We start from the raw sequence: 20,137 nt of genomic DNA on the forward strand, positions 1-20,137 counted from the left end.
GAAGAGATATTTTGACGAAGACGGACATCTTTTGCAAAGGAGAAAAAAATGACACGTATTGGCATGCTTTCAACATCTAGCTATGATACAGATCTACGGACATTGTTGATTCAAAATGACTATGAAGCTACAAAGGTTCAATGCAGTGATCACGTAGAGGGAATCGACATCATATTGATCGATAAAAATAAAGAAAATGAAGTTTCTAAAACGATAGAATATCTACTTAATCTTAAGGGACAACGACTGCCTATTTGGGTGGTTGCTAAAGACTATGCCGCAGATGAGAAACTGATCTATCTACAATTAGGCGCTAACGGGGTCATATCTAAAACAGCAGAAATGAAAGAGTTGTTATTAACGATACAAAACTATCTGTGTACTGGATGCATTTCGCAGGCTAGTTTGACAGAAGATGCTTTGGATTCACTTGTTTTAGATCATAATAAGCAGTGTATTATTGTTGATAAGGAGCAGGAGATCTCATTTACGAGAAAAGAGTTTTGTGCGTTTGAAATACTCTATAAAAATAAAAATGATACAGTCACTTATGAGGAGTTATTCCACTACTTATGGGATGGCTCGAAGGATAAGAAGATTTATCGGGTAGCGAATATCATTTTTCATATCCGAAACAAGTTGCCTGAGAATAAAAAATATATGATCCAAACGATCAGATCCAAGGGCTATATACTAAAACTATAACAACTAAGAAGATCACGAGTAACTGAATAGCATAAAAATATGATGGAGGAGTGCGGCTGCTTTTTCTATCATATTTTTTGCATTTTAAGCAATAGTGGAAAAATAAGCGGTTTTACGCTAACATATAAAAGAAAACTCAAAAATGAGTATTTAGCCCATCTCTTTAGGCTGTTAAGCTGAATAGAGAGGTGGACATTTGTTAGAAAGGCGGTGAATCATTGAAAAGCAAATTAAATCAGCTGCTTCACTGGATGAAAGAGCATAGTCTATTATTGAAATTGATTTTTCTTGGTTCGGTGTTGATTTTTGTTGCGAACCAAGTGACACATATCGTACAAGGAATGACGTGGCAAGATGTGTTTCACACGATGGGACAGCAAAATCGGTTCCGTCTGTTAGGGATGATCTTAGCAGGGATGATCGGGGTATTGCCGATGCTGCTCTATGATCTAGTCGTTGTCAATGTGCTTGAAGATCAGGGGAAGCCAAAGATGAATCGCTGGGAATGGTTTGTTTCTGCTTGGGTCACAAATACGATCAATAATCTTGCTGGTTTCGGCGGGGTTGTTGGCGCGACGCTGCGGGCTAATTTTTACGGCAAGGATGCTTCTCGAAAAAAAGTCGTTGCTACGGTTTCTAAAGTGGCATTGTTCATGATTTCTGGTTTATCCATTTTATCGTTTATTGCATTTATTGATGTTTTTTTTATTCGACCGGATAGCTTGTTTCGAGAATATTGGGTGTGGCTGCTTGCCGGAAGCTTGATTGCACCAGCATTATTTTTCTTTACTCAATTAAAAAAATATACATTGTTTAAGGATTTTTTCCCGAAGGGTATTTTTCTTTTATTTGGTGCTTCATTAGGACAATGGCTAGGTGCGATGTTTGTCTTTTTGAGTGTTGGCGCATTGATGCAGGTCAAGGTTTCATTGGTTTCTGTGTATCCGATGTTTGTGATTGCGACATTGATAGGGATGCTGACGATGGTGCCAGGTGGTATGGGAACTTTTGATGTATTGATGATCTTAGGTCTGTCTCAACTTGGTGTAAGTCAATCGACAGCGGTTGTGTGGCTGATTTTTTATCGTTTATTTTATTATGTATTGCCATTTATCACGGGAATTCTTTTATTTGTCCATCAAACAGGTGTGAAAATCAATCGTTTCCTTGATAATCTGCCGCAGGTCTTTTCACAAAAAGTGGCGCATTTTATTCTGGTGATTGCCCTTTATTTTGCAGGGATCATGATGGTTTTACTATCTACGATCACGAATCTGTCGAATGTCAGTCGGTTATTTAAGTTTTTATTGCCGTTTTCTTTTGATTTTTTAGATCAAACGTTTAATATGCTGATTGGCTTTTTATTGCTGGGATTGGCTCGAGGAATTTCTATGAAGGTGAAAAAAGCATACTGGCCGACGATTGGTTTGTTGATTTTCGGAATTATCAATACGATTTCTAGAACAGCTTCGTGGCAGTTGATTTTGGTTTATCTTGTGATTCTGTCTGCTGTATTTTTGGCAAGAAAAGAATTTTATCGGGAAAAATTTGTTTATTCTTGGGGTGCACTAGCTTTAGATGGGGTATTGTTTAGTTTTCTCTTTATTATTTATGCAGTGGCCGGATACTATAGCTCACATCCGGATAAGACGGGCCCTTTGCCGCATATGTTTTTATTGTTTCCATCAGACGATGTTTGGTTTTCAGGACTGATCGGGTTAGGGATCTCAATGATTGGTTTGATTACACTGTATCAATATTTAGCGGACACTTCTATGCGTTTGGGAGAACCTTTTGAAGAAGAGCGATTGACTCAACTGATCCATAAATATGGCGGTACAGAAGGCAGTCATCTCCTTTATTTAAAAAATTATGAGTACTTTTACTATCAGGAAGATAATCAAGACGAAGTATTATTTGCCTATCAGATTAAAGCGAATAAATGTTTTATTTTAGGCGATCCAATCGGTAATGAGCAAAAGTGGGCGCAAGCAACGCTGGCATTTATGGATGCGGCGGATCTACTTGGTTATCAGGCAGCCTTTTATCGAACCAGTGAGAAATATACGATGATTCTACATGACTTAGGCTTCAACTTCATGAAAGTAGGAGAAGAAGGGCTGGTTGATTTGTCTTCTTCTGATTTGACTCCGATGTCCTTAGCAACGAACAGCATGGAACTGCAGCATTTATCTAATTTGGGTTATACATTTACAATGTACCATGAGCCGATATCTGAGGAACTATTTCAAGCATTGGCCAACGTTTCTGAAGAATGGTTAGGCAGTCAAGGAGAACGAAATTTTGTCGGAGGCAGCTTTGATCGAGAGTATTTGTCATTGAGTGATGTGGGCATCGTAAGAAATGCTCATCATGAAGTCGTTGGTTTTATTACAGCAAAACCAATTCAGCCGATGCATAAGATTTCTTATGATCTTTTACGTTATTCTAACGAGGCGCCAGAGCATTTGACTGATTTTATCCTGACTCATTTTATTTCAGAATATCGAAAACAGGGTTATCAACTGATCGATTTAGGTACAGCGCCGCTTTCAAATGTGGGAGAAACGAAATATTCATTTTTAGAAGAGCGTTTGGTCAATATTTTTTATAAGTATGGCGATCAGGTCTATGGTTTCAAGAATACAAGAACTGAAAAAGAACCTTACGTTAGTCATTGGGAAGCACGATATTATGCGTACTCGAAACAAAGCAATGTGCTCTTTGCATGTGTCCAGTTAGCATTATTGGTTGAGCGAGGGAAAGGAGAGAAAGTTTCCCTTGTCGAAGAAGCAATGATTATTTCGTAATAGGAAAGCCGAAGACGACTTTTATAGGTGATGTCTTTGGCTTTTTTTTATCTCATAAAAGACAGAGGTCAAAATAATCCTTTTCCATTTTCAGTCTTAAGTACGACTAGTAAAAATGATAGAATAGCGTATAATAATTAAAAAAGGAGGTTTTTTAAGATGGTCATAGAGCAAGTAAAAGTACGCACAAAGGCGGAACTAATTACCGCATTGGATAAGAAAATCGATGAAATAATCGTTGAGGGTGATTTTACCCAAATTGTTGCAGAAATAAAAAAAGGACAGCTAAATGATACGGAATCAATTGGATTTGCTATCGGTAGCGGAGGCAGTGGTGTGTTATTTGAGTATGGCATTAGTAAGCTGATGGAAGTGTTTGATTTGGCTTCAAAAGAAGATAAAAAACTCCGCCGGCAAATTGAACGTTTATATACGATCAAATATCTTAAGCCGGATGCATTTTTATTACGTTTAAAGCAATTGGATTATTAAGAATAGAAAGAGATGGGAGGCAGATACGTTTTTGTTTCCTGTTTTTTATACAAAAAGGAGTACTTTGGTCAAGTTAAGGATATTTGGGAGAAGGTCTTGATGAAGCCAAAGGCTAAAGGAAGGACAAGGTAGAGTGAATAAAAAAAGAAAAATCATTATCGATACGGATCCAGGGATCGACGATGCAGTAGCGATTGCAGCTGCGCTGTTTGATGAAAGGTTGGATGTAAAATTATTTACGACTGTTTCTGGAAATGTCAGTGTAGATAAGGTGACCAAAAATTTGCTTAAGTTGTTGGCATTTTGGGATAAAGAGGTTCCTGTTGCGATCGGTTCAAACCGTCCTTTGCTTCGTGAAGCGATCGACGCGAGTGAAATTCACGGGAGCACAGGAATGGATGGTTATGAATTTACAGAGTCCAAATATGAATTGCTGACGAAAAATCATGCAGTGATCGATATGTATAAGGCTTTGATGGAAACAAAGGAAAAGACAACGATCGTTGCGATTGGACCATTGACGAACGTCGCGTTGCTGCTAAGAATGTATCCAGAATGTACTGAAAGAATCGGAGAACTTGTCTTGATGGGTGGATCTTTGGCAAGAGGAAATACCGGTGTCCTTTCAGAGTTCAATATTGCAGCAGATCCGGAAGCTGCTAAGATTGTTTTTGAGAGTGGATTACCCTTGACGATGGTTGGTTTGGATGTTGGTGAAAAAGCGTTGATCTCAGCTGCAGACTGCAAGAAGCTTAAAAAGATGAATAAGACAGGAGAGATGATCGATCAGCTGTTTCAAAGCTACCGTAGCGGCAATTTGGATGTAGGGCTGCATATGTATGATGGCTGTGCGATTGCTTACTTACTGGCACCAGAAATGTTTGATGTGCGAGAAACCTATGTGGCAGTGGAAACACAAGGTGCACTGACTGCTGGTGCGACATTGGTTGATTTGAATGGCTATTTAGGAAAAACTGCGAACTGCCGTGTTTGTGTGGACTTAGATAGTGGTCAGTTTAAACAATGGTTTTTTGATACGATAGGGAAATGTATTTAAAGAAAGAGAAGCACCTGATTTTAGGTTCTGGTTTTTTAAGAATTATAGTCCGAGAAAAAACTGTGTTCTAGTTTTTCTCGGACTTTTTAATGCATTCATTGCAAATGAGTATGGTGAAAGCTATCTAGATACTTCAATCCGTAGCCTAGGGAACGATCCATAAAAATATGAATAAAAAGGATCAACGATGACATCAGCAAGAATGAAGAATCGAAAGAAAGACCTAATGCAAGCAGTATCGTTGGTAATAGTAAATGGTGAACAAGGTTGTAGACATAAGCACCCAATTGATTACCAAAAAGATAGCCAATCATCGATAGATCAGGTACAAATAGAAAAATTAAAAGAGATATCCAGCTAAATTTAAAGATAGAAAAGTAGAAGAATAAAGCAATTAAAAAGAGACTGATAGATTCAAGTTTCAGAATAAGCTTCATTTAGAATTCCTCCTCAAATAATGCTAAGCGTTGAATGATTTCATTTTCTTCATTCGGGTTATTTTTACCAACAATACTTTTGATATCAACTAAAATATCGACAGCTTTTGTTAAAAATGCTAATTTATCCTGGCTTATTTGGATGTATCGCTCTAAAAAGTACAGGGTTTCTTCCTTACATGCAAGACTAGTATCTTGCCGTTTTATATCCATCAACATTTTTATTTCATTCAATGGAATGGCTAAAAGTTTGAGCTTCAAAATGAATCTAAGATCTTTTAATTCTTGTTCTGTATAATGCCTATAGCCGTTCGTATTTCTGTCAGGTGTCAGTAAGCCCATCGTTTCATAATATCTTATTGTTTCTTTCTTGACCCCTGTAAGTTTGGATAGTTCATTTATTTTCATATGAAGACCTCCTGTTTTCCTATACAAAAAGGATAACATTGAAGTGAACTATAGAGTCAAGGGGAAATAGTATCTAAAGGTTTATGAGTAGTTAAGCATTTGACGGATCTAGCTCATTGATTCACTAATTCTCATTAAGAAGATAAAAAACACGAGAATGCAATTTCATATTTTATACACATTTTTAGTATTCATTTCAAATTATTCACAAAGTAGATTGAAATAGTTTTCTTTTAATTAGGTTTAACTCGCTAAGAGATTTTTAATCGGTTAGAATGATCTTATTTTTAAGCTAAAAGCATTGATTTATGTTATTAAATGACTTAATATAAATAGTGAAATGATGAACAAATACTTTTATTTAATAAACAGTATTGAGTAAAAAAGTAGTACTTTATTTTAAAAGTACTTGTTCACTATTTTTCAAGCGAATAGCTGTATTTGATTTAGGAGGATAATCATGAAAAAAAACAAAATGAAATCTGTTTTTGTGGGGTTAACAATGGTTCTAGCATTGAGTGCATGTGGAGGAGGTAGCTCTTCAACAAGTAAATCTAGCACAGAAAAAAGCACAGGAAGTTCGATTGAAGCGAATTCTGGTGCTTCTGCACAAGAATACACAGATCCATCAAAACTAAAAGATGAATATGATGTTGTTATTGTCGGTGCTGGTGGCGCGGGTATGGCAGCAGCGTTGTCTGCAAAAGATGCTGGTATGAATCCAGTCATTCTTGAAAAATTACCAGTTGCAGGCGGCAATACTTTGAAATCTTCAGGTGGAATGAATGCTTCAGAGACAAAATTTCAAAAAGAACAAAAAATCGAAGATAGTAATCAATCATTTTTTGATGATACGTTAAAAGGTGGAAAAGGTACTAATGATCAAGAGTTACTACATTATTTAGTAGATCATTCTGCTTCGGCTATTGATTGGCTGGATTCTATGGGAATTACTCTAGACAACATTAGTTATAGTGGCGGTGCCAGTCAGAAGCGTATTCACAGACCACATGATGGAGGCGCAGTCGGCACTTATTTAGTAGACGGTTTGATTAAAAATATTCACGAGAATGAAATCCCATTATTTGTAAACACTGATGTGGTAAAAATAAATGAAAAGAATGGTCAAGTTACAGGCGTAACTGCTAAAGTGAATGGGGAAGAGAAAGTCATTTCAGGAAAAGCAGTCGTTGTGACAACTGGTGGTTTTGGCGCTAATGAAGAAATGATCGAAAAATATCGTCCAGATCTAAAAGGTTATGTCAGCACGAATTCAGAAGGAAGTACAGGAGACGGTATCAAAATGATCGAGTCACTTGGAGGCGCAGTTGTTGATATGGAGCAAATTCAAGTGCATCCAACAGTTGTTCAAAAAACAGGTATGCTTATTAGCGAAACAGTACGTGGTGAAGGTGCCATTCTTGTAAATCAACAAGGTGAGCGTTTCTACAATGAACTTGAGACACGTGATAATGTTTCTGCGGCGATCACTGGACTTCCAGAGCACTATGCTTATTTGATATTTGATTCAGAATTGGCAAAACGTGCTAAACAAGTTGATTTCTATAAAGAGCAAGACGTAGTCATTGAAGGAAAAACAATTGAGGAATTAGCTGGAAAAATCGATGTAGATGCTAAGACATTGGAAAATACAGTAGATACATGGAACAAATCAGTAGAAAGTCAATCAGATACTGCATTTGAACGTAAAACAGCAATGGATTATGATTTAACAAAAGGGCCATTTTATGCAATTAAAATTGCACCAGGAATCCATCATACGATGGGTGGCGTGAAAATCAATACAGATGCGCAAGTAGAAAAAGAAGATGGCTCTGTGATCAAAGGATTATATGCTGCTGGTGAAGTTACTGGCGGAATTCATGGGCAAAATAGAATTGGCGGGAACGCTGTTGCAGATATTATAGTGTTTGGACGTCAAGCAGGTACACAATCAGCGAAATTTGCTGAAGAGACTAAATAGAACTAGATTAAACAAAATAATTGTTGTAATGAGAAGAGCTGGTAATCAAACCAGCTCTTTTTTGTTTGCGGTTAGACGAAAGAAATCCTGGTGTTTTTTCATATATGTTTACATGGGAGAATAGCTAAAAGGGTAAGTTTCTCTCATAAATAACCATACTTGGAGAAATAATTTGAGAAAAATAATCGTCTTTTTGTGTTAAAATAATAAAAAAACGTATTCAATAAAATTCAAAAGGAGAGATGAACAAAATGGCAGGTGATAGAATTAAATTATCCCCACAAGAACTGAGAACTTCTGCAACAAAATATACAGATGGTTCTAACCAAGTAAATGACATTTTACAAAAATTACAATCAGAACAAGATACGATTCAAGGAAACTGGGAGGGTTCAGGTTTTGATAGTTTCAATGATCAATTTGCTGCATTAAAACCAAAAGTAGGCGAGTTTGCAGAGCTTTTAGAACAAATCAATAAACAATTAAACGAAGTTGCTCAAATCATGGAAGAAACAGATCAAAATATTTCTTCTGCGATTGGTCGTGGACTATAAAATGAGAGGAATTGGAGGGTTTGTTTCTAGGTCTTTTCAATCAATTATAATATAGATAAAGGTGGCTTTCATATGGCAAATATAGCTTCAGATATAGGAGCTGCTGCAGGAGCAGTAGCGGGTGTCAGTGCAGTTTCGATTTCCGGCGGACAACAAGTAACATTAAGTACAAGTAATATTAACAGCATGACACAAGGCGCTGAAATCAGTAACCAGTTAATTTCTAATTTATCACAGCTCATTGAATGCGTGAAGGAACAAAGTCAAACGTTTCCCAAAATAGCTGAGATCATCGCAATTGAAGATAGTAAGATTAAATTTTGAGGAGTTCTATCATGGAAAAAATAGAAATGAACAAGAGAGGGCAACTTATAATCGTTTGATTCTTGAAAAAGAAAATAGTGTTGATGATCTTAGTCATGACCAACGCAAAATAGAAGATAGTTTACATAATTTAAATGAGGAGTTACACAGAGGGTATCGATCATTAGCAATGATCTTAGAAAAAGACCATCAGGATGGTTCTTCAGAAAGGTATCGCATGATACAAAAAAACGAAGATCAAGAACATTTTTTTAAACGACAATTACAAGAAATAGAAAATCAATTGCTTGAAGGGTATCACGATCAGCGGAAAAAAATTGAGAAAGAGACAGAACAACTTTACAAAAAAAGGAGTGAAATTCCTTGGGATTAATTTATTCTAGCTCAGAGTCAGCGCAGTTAATAGCTGCCTTAAAAAAGAACTTACAGAGTGGAAAAGAAGCATCTGAACAGTTAAAATCTGGCAGTCAGAAAGTGATAGCAGCTGTGGATGGGAAAACCCTCTCTGGAGCCGCTTATACCGCCGGTAAGGGATTATTTAGTGATCTAATTTTGCCAACGATCAGTAAAGTTACTTCAGCACTTGACGAAGTTGAACAAGAGCTACAAACATATACAAATGCTGATGGAAAAGTAGCTAGTGAAGGAAATTTAGATGAAGACAAATTGACACGACAGATTGCTACAAAGAAAGCGATGAAGGCTTCTGTAGAAGCATCTGCATCTGTGGCTAGAAGTCTTTCTAGAAATAATCCTGTCGCAAAAATATTAGATGCGCTACTAAACGTTGAAGCATCGTTAAATCGTATGGCAACTGAATATGAACAGGATATTCAAGAGTTACAAGAAAAGTTAGAAAAACTACGGCAATTTTCTTCTGAGACAAGTGGTTTATTTAGTAATAGCTTGAACAATATGAATATTGCTATGCAAGGTTGTTTGGTATTAAGTAATACTACGATTAATAGTGATGGGTCATATAAGCTTCCAGAAGGAACAGATAAAAGTTGGTTTACCTCATTACAAAATAAACAGGCCGATTATGGGAATATTATCGCGGTTCTTCAAGGAACAGCAACTGAATTTGCAGGAGATCAAATTGAAAAAAATCTAGGTAAGGCTGGTGCAAAATACGGAGAAAAACTATCTAGTTCTATTTGGTCGAATAGATATTCAATAACTATGCCTGATGGACGAATTTTAGGACAAGTTCCAGGAGCCACTGCAGCTGCAAGAGAATCTATTGAAAATACTGCCAAAGGTGTTAGCAAATATTTTGGAAAAGCACTAACTGAAGTTGGCGGTACTTTTATTGGTGTGGGAATCGACTTATGGCAAGGTGATTCGGCAGAAGAAGCTTGGGGAAAAGAAATTACAACGGGCATTGCTGCAGTAGGTGTTACAGGTGCGATTGAATTAGGATCTGCAGCTTTAGTAAGTGCTGGAGTGTTAGCTAATCCAATAGGCGTGGGTATAGTTGGAGCAATTGGTATAGGTATAGGTGTAGGGCTAGCGAATGATTGGTTGCGTGATAATTTCAAAGGGGTAAAAGATTTTGAAGATAGTGTGGGTAATGCTGTAGTCTCAGGATGGAATAAACTCTCTGATGGAGTTGGCGACTTTATTGGAGGAATTTTTTCATGGTAGATAATTCAAAAATTGAAAAAGGGGAACTGTTTAATCTCTCTTTTGATGACAAAAAAGTAGTGTTAGGGTGGGTGTTACTACTAACTCAAGATAATGAGGAATATTTGATAAGACAAAATTCAGGTTTAATTGGTTTTGGTAAGCATAAAATTAAACGTGAAATTTATAAGTCAAATGTAGATCTTAGAGATAAAATTATTTCTAAAGACGAAATGAAGAATGTAATGAAAAAAAAATCCGAACGAAATTTTATCGGTATTTCTATAGGGATAGTATTAAGTGCAATTCTGAGGCATAGTATCGAGAAATCTTGGATATTTGGAGAAACTAATTTTCCTCCAAACATATTAACTGGTATCTTTAATCTTATGATTTTTTGGACAATTTTTAGTCTAATTTTTTATCTGATATCAAAGTATAGAAAACAACGATTCTTGTCCAACGTAGAGAAATTTTGTAATGGAGATTTAGATCTAGTTGGGAAAGGATATGAAATAAATGTTTCTCTAGAAAAAGAAGTTCCCATTAAAAATATTTTGCCACTAATATTTCTAATAGGGATAATAGTATTTGTAACGATAATACTTCCATTTTTGGTTCAAGAAAGATTATTTGCTATATTGATAACAGTAATTGCGCTTTTACTTTTTTTCAACGGGAACACTATTTTAAACAAAAAAAAGGTTGAATACTTAATAACGAGAATGGAGAAATAATATGAAAGATCAAAATTTATTACCGATAGGTAGTGTAGTTTATTTAAATGAAGGGATTATTCCTCTAATGATAATAGCTAGACAACCAATAGTAAATATTAATGAAGAAAAATGTTACATGGACTATGCGGCTATTAATCAATTAACAGGATTAGTAAGCATGGAAGAATTTGCATACTTCAATCAAGAAGACATAAGCGATGTTTTGTATGAGGGATTCGTAGGAGAAAATGAAGAGAGAGTTCTTTCTGCGTTAAAAGAATGGAGAGAAAAAAATACACATATCTCCAAAGGGCGAGTTTCGGAAATTATTGATAAATAGAATTATGTTCTTGATTTAGATCAGCCTAAGGAGAGCACTTATGGAAAATAAACAACCAAGAATAAAAGTAAAAATGAATCCTGTACTATATTATCCTCATGTACGTAAAGATGTGAAAAAGAACTGGAAGAACAATTTTTAAATGATCTAGAGGCAGTTGCAGCGGAAGATGATACTCTGACTTTTTCAGAGGCTTCACCTGAACGCATTCCAACGTATATAAAGCGGTTAACAGATTGTTATGAGACATGGAAAAGAGAAAGAGTAATTTACGAGAGAAATATCATTTAGGATGAGAATAAAAATAGTGATAAATAAAACTACATCTGAGTATAAGTAATTGAGCACTTTGTGAACGGTTATATGGCTTAATGATCGGCGCAAATAAGTAGAACAAACTAAGTTAGCTCAATGTTACTTGGAGAAGAAGCTCAATAAGTAATCAACTAACAGCTCCTTCCTGTCATCTCTAAATATGACAGGAAGGAGCTGTTAGTTGATTATTTTCATTTTTTTATTTTCTCTTACGTTTCCGAGGTTTGACCAAATCCAGCTTAGGCTTATTGATCACTCGTACATAAAATACAAAACCACCAATACAAGTAACGAATAAAACTGTTCCAAGGATAAAGCCTTCCGGCAAATAAACGAATTTGATCGTGTGTTCACCTTTTGTTACAGGAATACTTACGAATGCGTTTTTAAAGGCTTTTACAGGGACTTTTTTGCCATCGACATAAGCCTTCCAGCCTTTATCATATGGGATCGTTGTTAAAAGCACTTGGTCTTTATCTGCAGTGACCGTTCCAGTTGCTTTACGGCCTTTAGCAGATAGCTCAGCACCCTTATCCTGGATCGCCTGAACAGATTGTTCAAAGGCCTTAGTATCCATTCCAACAACTTTTGGTTCCATAAAGCTCACGGCTGTTGTGCCGTAGAAGCTGACCGTGAATGTGACCGTTGTAGGCGTATCATAATAACCTAGATTGTAGTATTGTCCAGTGATGTTGATTTGTGATTTTTGACTGGTACCATTTACCGACATCGTTGCCGTTGAGCTTTCCAGCTGCGCGAAGTCCGTCGGGAACAAGCTAAGATATGCTTGTGTGTTTGCTGGTACATCAACCGTCCATGTAATATCTTTAGCAACGTTATTTTGAACTTCTCGATAAGTCACAGATGTCCCATTTTGTTCAATCTTCACATTGTTTTTATTGAGGATCGTTGGTTGATAAAATGTAAAATAGTTTTGTTTTTGATCAGCTAACGCGTTGAATAAATTTGTTTGACTGCTTAAATTGTCATTGGTCGGCTGTTTTACAGAATAAATGTCTTTGTCTGCTAAAAAGCCTAACGGCAGCGCATTGCTATTTTCATATAACGAGAATTTCCCTGCTTTATCCGTTGGGGAAAAACCGAATTTCAAAGGATCACTTTCAGAAATATTGTATTTGATCCCGACCAATGAATCCATTAATAGTGTGTTGTTTGGATAACGGATATTCAGCGCAGTTCCTCTTGCTCTAAAACCTAAATCATTCAGATAAGAAGAAGAATGACGGTTTCTTATTGAAGAAAACAGGCTGACCCCACTATAGCCGTAATTGATACTATCATTTGATGAAACAGGGTTCAGGTTCTCCAAACGATAAAAGGAATCGTTGTCTTTTTTTGTTTTATCGACGAGCTGCTTAAGTGACGGATACGGCTCACTATACAAGCTGCGGGAAGCATAGTTCCAATCGTCTAAAATACCATTTAACATGGCGTTTGTATTGAGAAAGGCTTCGGTTGAGACCAATAATAGTAATAAGATGATCAGATAGTTCATCGGAATTTTTTTCAATTGGTAAAAAACGATTCCAGCTAAATATAAAAGTAAAAATACGACCGTCAAGATAAACGTGGTGATTGGAATATAGTCATAGCTTGTCGCACTTTTTGTGCCTTCTGCTAAAGCAAAGATAGCGATCAGAATAATCGTCGTTCCTGCCAGCAAACCTAAATCATCTTGTTTGAATTTCTCAAAGCCATATCCAGCTAGAAGCACCACTAGAAAAGAGAATAAGAAGCTGTAGCGGAATAAAAACATATTCGGCGCATGCATCCCATGCCAAAATAGATTCAATGGCGTAATGTAAAAACTGGCAATCAAAATAACGAATAAACTACCAAACAGCACTTTATTTTTCCAAGGAATTTCTTTTGTGACAAAATAAAAGACACAGAAAATCAACGGAAGCAAACCGATATAAATGAAAGGGATCGAGCCATATTTAGTCGTGTCGTAGACACCGATCATATTTTTCATGACAACATCCCAAAAAGCCGTTGCTTCTGTTTTGAATTGAGTCACTTGAGACAAGGTCTCTCCATTTGCTCTTAAATCAAGGACAGCTGGTAAGACTAGAATCATCGACGCGCCGCCTGCTAGTAAAGAGGTCAGTCCATAAGAAACGATTCTTTTTTTGTATAGCGTCCAATTGGTCAATGTCCGGGCAATGAAGTAAAGGAATGAAAAAACACCGATCATAAAGCCCATGTAAAAATTAGAGATGAACAATAGCAAATAGCTGACGAATAGCAATGTAGGCTTTTGTTTATCCATCAAGCGATGAATCCCCAATATGACTAACGGCAAATACGTAAAGGCATCCAGCCACATGATGATTTCAGAATGAGCAGTGGCAAATGACATTAGTGCATAAGGTACACTAAGCATAACGTGGCCCCATTTTGGCATCTTATAGGTATTTCTCGCAAAAACCCAAAAAGACAGACCCGCTGATCCAATTTTTAATAAGGTAATCAGATAGAGTGCATCAGGGATATTTTGATTTTTAAAAAATAGTACAAGCGGTGTAAAGAGCCCGCCAAGATAGTAAGAAATCAAAGAAAGATAATTTAGACCTAGAGAAGCATTCCATGTATAAAAAATACTTTGTTTTCCATGAAGAACATTATTGAAACTTGCATGGAAATTGGAAAATTGTGAAAAGGAGTCACTCGCCATCACACTACGGCTGCTCCCTGGATAGATACCAAGACTTAAATAAACAATGACCATTACAAAAAAAGGAATGAAAAAGCTGGCGGTCATATAAGGCCAGTTTTCTTTGGTAAATGCACGAATTTTTTTCTTCATAATCGACCTCACAATGTAATAAATAAACTAACTATAGTGTAGCATATCCCTAGAAAAATTGATTGCTTGAGGTAGAAAATCTAAAAAAATTTAAACGTTTATTAGTGCTTGATCTAACGGTAGCTGAAAAAGTTCTAACTATTGAAAATAATTAGCGTCAAAAAATTAGGATTTTCTCTAATAAATAGATAAGAATAACTGTTTTTTGTATGATAAAATGATAACTTAATGAATTCTATACTAAAAGGAAGGATTAAATGATTGATCCTAATAAAATCAAAGGAGCTAGGAACATTGAAGGAAGAGTTGAGGAATGCAAAACAAGAAATGAAAGAGAAAATGAGACCATATCAAATATACGGTTATTATATTTCGATCCCTCTAATTATCATAGTAGTATTCGTGTTATCTTTTTTAGGAATAAATATAAAATCGGTAGGTACGATCATACTTGCATTTACTATTTTGGCTCATGTTGGTGTAAGTAAATTAAATTTGGTATCCAAAAAAAAGTATATCGCACCGATATTGATGTATGTTGCAGAAATAGTTGGTCTTATCATGGGAATCGTAATGATTTCAGAAATTGCAATGGGTGGAACGGGTGATACATCTCTTATATTAATCGGATTAACAGTCTTTCCGATTGAAGTTATAGCTATTATTTTCTTTTTCATTACTGCAAATGATATAAAAAAAGCGTATCCAGCGATGAAGCAAGAATCAAAAGAGGCACGTGAAACGTATTTGGCTATAAAGAAAGGCAACTAAAGATCGTCTTTAGGAGCTAGTTGTTGTAAAAGAATACCTAAATAGAAAAAAGAGAGGGAGATAAAACTTGCAGAGTAATATCTTCCTCTTTTCCCATTTTTTATAAATGTCTAGTCAAAGTACTTCTCAAAAAATACTGAAATCTTCTCAAATGGAATGATCTCTAATTGATCGTATAAATCTGTGTGTGATGCATTTGGTAGAATCAGCAATTCTTTGTTTTCACCAGTTAGTTGTTTAAATGCATCTTGGCTGAAATAAAGAGAATGAGCTTTTTCACCGTGGATCATTAAAACAGCATTGCGAATTTCATTGCTGTATTGCAGAATAGACATGTTCATAAAAGAGAGTGATGAAGTGATATTCCATCCGTCTGTTGAATTCAGTGAGCGTTCGTGATAGCCACGAGCAGTTTTATAATAGTCATGATAGTCTTTGACAAACTGTGGTGTATCTTCAGGGATTGGATCGATCACGCCGCCAGCTCTTGCGTACGCTCCATTTTTATAATCCTCTATTCGTTGTGCATTTAAATGTTTACGCAGATCATATCGGGCGTCTTCATCCATCGTATCAAAATAGCCATTGGTAGTTACACGGGACATATCGTACATTGTCGCGGTAACAGTCGCCTTGATTCGTGTATCGATGGCGGCTGCATTCAACGCCATACCGCCCCAGCCGCAGATTCCGATGATGCCGATTTTTTCTTGATCGACATTATCAAGTGTAGAAAGAAAATCGACTGCTGCTTGAAAGTCCTCTATGTTGATATCAGGAGAAGCTACAAAGCGTGGCTGACCGCTACTTTCACCTGTAAAAGATGGATCAAACGCAAGGGTCAAAAAGCCTTTTTCAGCCAATGTTTGTGCGTATAATCCTGATGATTGCTCTTTCACTGCTCCAAACGGTCCAGCAACAGCAATCGCAGCTAGTTTGGCAGTAGAACTTTTAGGTTCGTAAAGATCGGCTGCCAAGGTTAGACCATATCGTGTGTGGAAAGTTACTTTTCGATGATTGATCGTATCGCTTTTCGGAAAAACTTTGTCCCAGCTCTGTGTCATTGTTAATTGTTTCATTCTATCATTTCTCCTTTGAATGTATTTGACAGTGATTTTTCTGTGTATTAGAATGATAAAACCTAAACCTGACTTTAGGTCAAGGGAGAAAATGAAAAAATGGAGGGAAAAATATGTTTACGATCGGACAGGTGTCTGAAATGTTTCATTTACCAATATCGACGTTACGATACTATGATAAAGAAGGTCTATTCCCTACTATGCAAAGAGTTTCTGGTGCAAGACGATTTTCAGAAAATGAGATAGAAGCGTTGAGAGTGATCGAATGTTTAAAAAAATCAGGACTGGAAATAAAAGACATCAAAAAATTCATGGAGTGGAGCACCCAAGGCGGCCAAACTTATGCACAACGTAAAGAACTGTTTGAGAAGCAGCGTGTAGTGGTTGAAAATGAAATAGAAAAATTAGAAAAAGTATTGGACATGCTCAAATATAAATGCTGGTACTATGATAGAGCGATTGAGGATGGCGATGAAATGCGTATAGCAACAATGCTGCCGGATCAACTACCTGAAGAAATTCAAGAACATTATGATCGTGCACATGCTATCTAATCAAAATAAAACAGCAGCTTCTGTTTCGCTACAGAAGCTGCTGTTTTATTTTATTATAGAAAATTTTCCACATCTGAGTAACTGCGGCCGATATCATTTAAATCATGAGAATCGGATCCGTAAACAAAAGGAATACCTAATTCAAGGGCTTGTTTAATTATCCACACCTGTGGATAACTCTGTTGATAACCTTGTTTATAAAATCCAGCAGTATTTAAATCAAGACTGTAATTTTCTTGCTTCACGCGGGTCAAAAGGGTGTGGACAAGTTCTTGGTTTTCTAAAGAATACTCCGTTGATTCATCAAAGAAGTTTTGGAACTTTTGACACAGAGAAATATGTCCTAGACGTGTCGGTTTCCATTGTCCTAAATCTGCTTCCAAGGAGTCTAAAACCTTTTGATAATAAAGAGTTTGGGCTTTTTCGAAACTGCCTAAGTAGTCGACAATACCGTCTTTATATTCATCAAAAGAATAGTCGATTCCGCGCAGACCATCCTTTCCTTCAAGAAAGTGAACAGATAAAACACCATCATCTGTTTGAGGACCATATTCTGTTAAGAAATCTTTTGTCCAGCTCTGATAATCAGAAAAATAATCTAGCTCAAAACCAATGTGGATAAGAATATCAGAAGCATATTTTTTCTTCAATAAATTCATCTTTTTAAAATAGTTATCCACATCGTTCAGAGCCATTGAAGCAGTTGTCCACACTAAAGGATCTCCAGCTGCTCTTTCTTGGATGATTGGAGGTAAAGGTGCATGTTCAGTGATGCTATATTCTTTGAATCCTAGTTGAATGGCTCTGCGAATCAACAGTTCTGTATCTTCAACATTGCCATGTGGGCAAAATTCAGTATGCGTATGTCCATCTCGTTTCATGAAAAAATCCTCCTTGACCATTTGTTAAATAAGAGGGTGAGAGAAAAGTCACTTAGGGTCGAGCAATTGGGATAAAGAGACTAACACAAAAGCGTTTGTTTAGAATTAAAGTGCATGACAAAACGGATGTTTAATTTTATCACGCACTCTTTTCTTACTCAGATCTGTGTAAATCCTTACTTGCGGTATTGGCCATCGCCATAAACGATATATTTCGTAGAGGTCAGCTCTGCTAAGCCCATTGGTCCTCTAGCATGCAGTTTTTGAGTGCTGATCCCGATTTCTGCACCAAATCCGAAAACGAAGCCATCGGTAAAACGAGTAGAGGCATTTGCATAGACAGCTGCAGCATCCACTTGCTTCAAGAATTGTTGTGTCGCAAAATAATTATCACTAACAATACTTTCCGAGTGTTTTGTATTGTAATGATTGATATGCTGGATGGCTTCTTCCAAAGAATCAACGACTTTGACAGCTAAGATGTAGTCATTGAACTCTGTTTCCCAATCAACTTCAGTTGCAGGGATAGAATGAGAAAAAATTGCTCCTGCTCGCTCATCCGCACGTAATTCCACCTCATATTCAGCCAATGCTTTTTCAATCACTGGTAAAAATTCAGCAGCGACATCTTGGTGGATCAACAAGGTTTCTGCGGCATTACAGACGGAAGGGCGCTGGCATTTTGCATTGACGATGATATCTGTCGCCATTTTTAGTTGCGCATCTTTATCGATATAAACATGGCAGTTCCCTGTACCGGTTTCGATCACGGGAACAGTGGCTGTCGTTAAGACTGTTTTGATCAGATTGGCTCCGCCACGAGGAATCAACACATCAAGATAGTCATTTAGTTTCATTAACTTTTGCGCCGTTTCTCGGGAAGTATCATCAACAAATTGAATCGCAAAAGGAGAAGCATTTTGTTGTTTTAGCGCATTTTGTAATACTTCGACCAAAATTTTATTTGAGTGGAAGGCTTCCTTTCCTCCACGTAAAATAACGGCATTTCCTGTTTTAAAGCATAGACTGGCGGCATCGGTTGTAACGTTCGGACGGGATTCATAGATGATGCCAATAACGCCTAAAGGAACACGTTGTTTACCGATCATCAGGCCATCTTCATTTTTCCACATTTTCTCGACTTCTCCGATCGGATCAGGTAAGGTTGCCACTTGGCGCATACCGTCCGCCATTTCTTTGATTCGCCCATCAGTCAAACGCAAACGGTCCAACATTGCGTCTGTTATGCCGTTATCTTTGGCTTGTGCCAGATCCTTTAGATTTTCTGTCAAAATGAGGTCAGTATTTTTTTCTAGTTCATCTGCCATATGCAGTAATAAGTCATTTTTTACTTTTGTGTCCATTAAGCCGAGCTGATAAGCAGTTTCTTTTGCTTGTTTTCCTAATATATTTAAATCAGTCATAAAGCAATCTCCTTTCAAACTAAATAAATAATGTACCGATCATTTTACCGTCTAAGATATCAAAAATTATTTTGGGTTGTTTGCCATTGGCTAAAATCATCGCGCCGTTATATTCAAGGACACGTTCAGCTGCTTTTAATTTACTGTACATGCCTCCAGTACCAAAACGACTGCCTTTACCGCCTGCTAATTGTAACAACTCTTCATTGATTTCGTTGATTTCAGAAAAAAGGGTGGCCTCTTTGTTTGTATTCGGGTTGTCAGAAAAGAAACCGTCGATATCTGATAACATGATCAGGGCATCTGCTTGAATGAGTTGTGCGACGATTGCTGAAAGCTGATCATTATCGCCAAATTTAGTCAAATGATCTAATTCATCGATGGCCACCGTGTCATTTTCGTTGATGACCGGAATGATATTCATTTTAAGCAATTGTTCCATCGTATTGATCACATTCAGGCGGCTTTCTGGAAATTCAATGACATCTCGTGTCAATAATAATTGAGCGATTTGCTGGCTGTACGTTAAAAAGCGTTGATTATAAATGTTCATCAGTTCTGCTTGACCGACTGCAGCGACTGCTTGCTGTTCAGGAATGGTCGGGGGGCGCTTGTCCATATTTAGTTTATTCAAGCCAACACCGATTGCTCCAGAGGAAACTAAAATAATTTCTTTCCCTTGATTCTGTAAATCAGTCAAGGTAAACGCCAGTTGGTCGATGGCACTTAAATTGATATTTCCATTCGGATAGATCAAGGTACTTGTTCCGACTTTGATCACGATTCGTTTTGATTCTTTTAATTGTTTTCGCATGATTGACCTCACA

The 20,137-nt window shown here is 36.8% G+C and carries 20 protein-coding genes; 13 read left to right on the plus strand and 7 right to left on the minus strand.

Features of this window, described 5'->3' with window-relative positions:
• Nucleotides 1-48: 48 nt before the first annotated feature.
• From CC204_RS12690 to rihC, 4 genes are all read left to right on the plus strand, one after another.
• Nucleotides 49-705, plus strand: a complete 657-nt coding sequence (locus CC204_RS12690) for a winged helix-turn-helix domain-containing protein (RefSeq protein WP_088270502.1) — start codon at nucleotides 49-51, stop codon at nucleotides 703-705.
• A 251-nt stretch (nucleotides 706-956) separates the two neighbouring features.
• A complete protein-coding gene (gene mprF, locus CC204_RS12695) occupies nucleotides 957-3,515 on the plus strand; it encodes a bifunctional lysylphosphatidylglycerol flippase/synthetase MprF (protein WP_373285340.1) in 2,559 nt (852 codons plus the stop codon).
• Between the two features lie 159 nt (nucleotides 3,516-3,674).
• On the plus strand, nucleotides 3,675-4,007 hold the full coding sequence (locus CC204_RS12700; protein WP_088270504.1) for a hypothetical protein: 333 nt from the start codon (nucleotides 3,675-3,677) through the stop codon (nucleotides 4,005-4,007).
• 133 nt (nucleotides 4,008-4,140) lie between these two features.
• Complete coding sequence (gene rihC / locus CC204_RS12705) at nucleotides 4,141-5,064, plus strand: ribonucleoside hydrolase RihC (protein ID WP_088270505.1); 924 nt, start codon at nucleotides 4,141-4,143, stop codon at nucleotides 5,062-5,064.
• 95 nt (nucleotides 5,065-5,159) lie between these two features.
• Here rihC and CC204_RS12710 read toward each other — a convergent pair whose 3' ends face one another.
• Nucleotides 5,160-5,501, minus strand: a complete 342-nt coding sequence (locus CC204_RS12710) for a DUF4260 domain-containing protein (RefSeq protein WP_088270506.1) — start codon at nucleotides 5,499-5,501, stop codon at nucleotides 5,160-5,162.
• A complete protein-coding gene (locus CC204_RS12715; protein WP_157894284.1) occupies nucleotides 5,502-5,909 on the minus strand; it encodes a MerR family transcriptional regulator in 408 nt (135 codons plus the stop codon). It abuts the gene before it with no gap.
• A 475-nt stretch (nucleotides 5,910-6,384) separates the two neighbouring features.
• Between CC204_RS12715 and CC204_RS12720 the strand changes: the two genes are divergently transcribed.
• The 7 genes from CC204_RS12720 to CC204_RS12750 all read left to right on the plus strand — a co-directional run bounded on the left by CC204_RS12720 (nucleotide 6,385) and on the right by CC204_RS12750 (nucleotide 11,456).
• The gene (locus tag CC204_RS12720; protein ID WP_088271719.1) at nucleotides 6,385-7,893 is read left to right on the plus strand and encodes a flavocytochrome c; all 1,509 of its coding nucleotides are present in this window, start codon (nucleotides 6,385-6,387) and stop codon (nucleotides 7,891-7,893) included.
• Between the two features lie 251 nt (nucleotides 7,894-8,144).
• Nucleotides 8,145-8,447 carry a WXG100 family type VII secretion target gene (locus CC204_RS12725; protein ID WP_088270508.1) on the plus strand — a complete coding sequence of 101 codons (303 nt, stop codon included), beginning with the start codon at nucleotides 8,145-8,147 and terminating at the stop codon, nucleotides 8,445-8,447.
• 72 nt (nucleotides 8,448-8,519) lie between these two features.
• Entirely contained in the window at nucleotides 8,520-8,771 is a 252-nt protein-coding gene (locus CC204_RS12730) for a hypothetical protein (RefSeq protein WP_088270509.1), read from the plus strand.
• A gap of 55 nt (nucleotides 8,772-8,826) precedes the next feature.
• The gene (locus CC204_RS12735; RefSeq protein WP_157894285.1) at nucleotides 8,827-9,144 is read left to right on the plus strand and encodes a hypothetical protein; all 318 of its coding nucleotides are present in this window, start codon (nucleotides 8,827-8,829) and stop codon (nucleotides 9,142-9,144) included.
• A complete protein-coding gene (locus CC204_RS12740) occupies nucleotides 9,135-10,418 on the plus strand; it encodes a T7SS effector LXG polymorphic toxin (RefSeq protein WP_088270511.1) in 1,284 nt (427 codons plus the stop codon). Before CC204_RS12735 ends, CC204_RS12740 begins: the two co-directional genes overlap by 10 nt.
• On the plus strand, nucleotides 10,412-11,134 hold the full coding sequence (locus tag CC204_RS12745) for a hypothetical protein (RefSeq protein WP_088270512.1): 723 nt from the start codon (nucleotides 10,412-10,414) through the stop codon (nucleotides 11,132-11,134). The genes CC204_RS12740 and CC204_RS12745 overlap by 7 nt, the downstream gene beginning before the upstream one ends.
• Before the next feature lies 1 nt (nucleotide 11,135).
• On the plus strand, nucleotides 11,136-11,456 hold the full coding sequence (locus CC204_RS12750) for a DUF4176 domain-containing protein (RefSeq protein ID WP_088270513.1): 321 nt from the start codon (nucleotides 11,136-11,138) through the stop codon (nucleotides 11,454-11,456).
• 514 nt (nucleotides 11,457-11,970) lie between these two features.
• Here CC204_RS12750 and CC204_RS12755 read toward each other — a convergent pair.
• Entirely contained in the window at nucleotides 11,971-14,601 is a 2,631-nt protein-coding gene (locus tag CC204_RS12755) for a YfhO family protein (protein WP_088270514.1), read from the minus strand.
• A 294-nt stretch (nucleotides 14,602-14,895) separates the two neighbouring features.
• Here CC204_RS12755 and CC204_RS12760 point away from each other — a divergent pair, with 294 nt between their 5' ends.
• Nucleotides 14,896-15,372, plus strand: coding sequence for a hypothetical protein (locus CC204_RS12760; protein WP_088271720.1), 477 nt, complete (start codon nucleotides 14,896-14,898; stop codon nucleotides 15,370-15,372).
• A 110-nt stretch (nucleotides 15,373-15,482) separates the two neighbouring features.
• On the opposite strand, the gene CC204_RS12765 is transcribed toward CC204_RS12760, so the two are convergent.
• Nucleotides 15,483-16,451, minus strand: a complete 969-nt coding sequence (locus CC204_RS12765) for an alpha/beta hydrolase (RefSeq protein WP_088270515.1) — start codon at nucleotides 16,449-16,451, stop codon at nucleotides 15,483-15,485.
• Between the two features lie 113 nt (nucleotides 16,452-16,564).
• Here CC204_RS12765 and CC204_RS12770 point away from each other — a divergent pair, with 113 nt between their 5' ends.
• The gene (locus tag CC204_RS12770) at nucleotides 16,565-17,005 is read left to right on the plus strand and encodes a MerR family transcriptional regulator (protein WP_088270516.1); all 441 of its coding nucleotides are present in this window, start codon (nucleotides 16,565-16,567) and stop codon (nucleotides 17,003-17,005) included.
• 53 nt (nucleotides 17,006-17,058) lie between these two features.
• Here CC204_RS12770 and hisJ read toward each other — a convergent pair whose 3' ends face one another.
• The 3 genes from hisJ to proB form a co-directional block, all read right to left on the minus strand.
• Entirely contained in the window at nucleotides 17,059-17,886 is an 828-nt protein-coding gene (gene hisJ / locus CC204_RS12775) for a histidinol-phosphatase HisJ (RefSeq protein ID WP_088270517.1), read from the minus strand.
• A 176-nt stretch (nucleotides 17,887-18,062) separates the two neighbouring features.
• A complete protein-coding gene (locus CC204_RS12780; RefSeq protein WP_088270518.1) occupies nucleotides 18,063-19,310 on the minus strand; it encodes a glutamate-5-semialdehyde dehydrogenase in 1,248 nt (415 codons plus the stop codon).
• Between the two features lie 19 nt (nucleotides 19,311-19,329).
• A complete protein-coding gene (gene proB, locus CC204_RS12785; RefSeq protein WP_088270519.1) occupies nucleotides 19,330-20,124 on the minus strand; it encodes a glutamate 5-kinase in 795 nt (264 codons plus the stop codon).
• Between the last annotated feature and the right edge of the window lie 13 nt (nucleotides 20,125-20,137).

Origin of the sequence: Enterococcus wangshanyuanii (assembly GCF_002197645.1) — a bacterium.
Taxonomy (GTDB): Bacteria; Bacillota; Bacilli; order Lactobacillales; family Enterococcaceae; genus Enterococcus_L; species Enterococcus_L wangshanyuanii.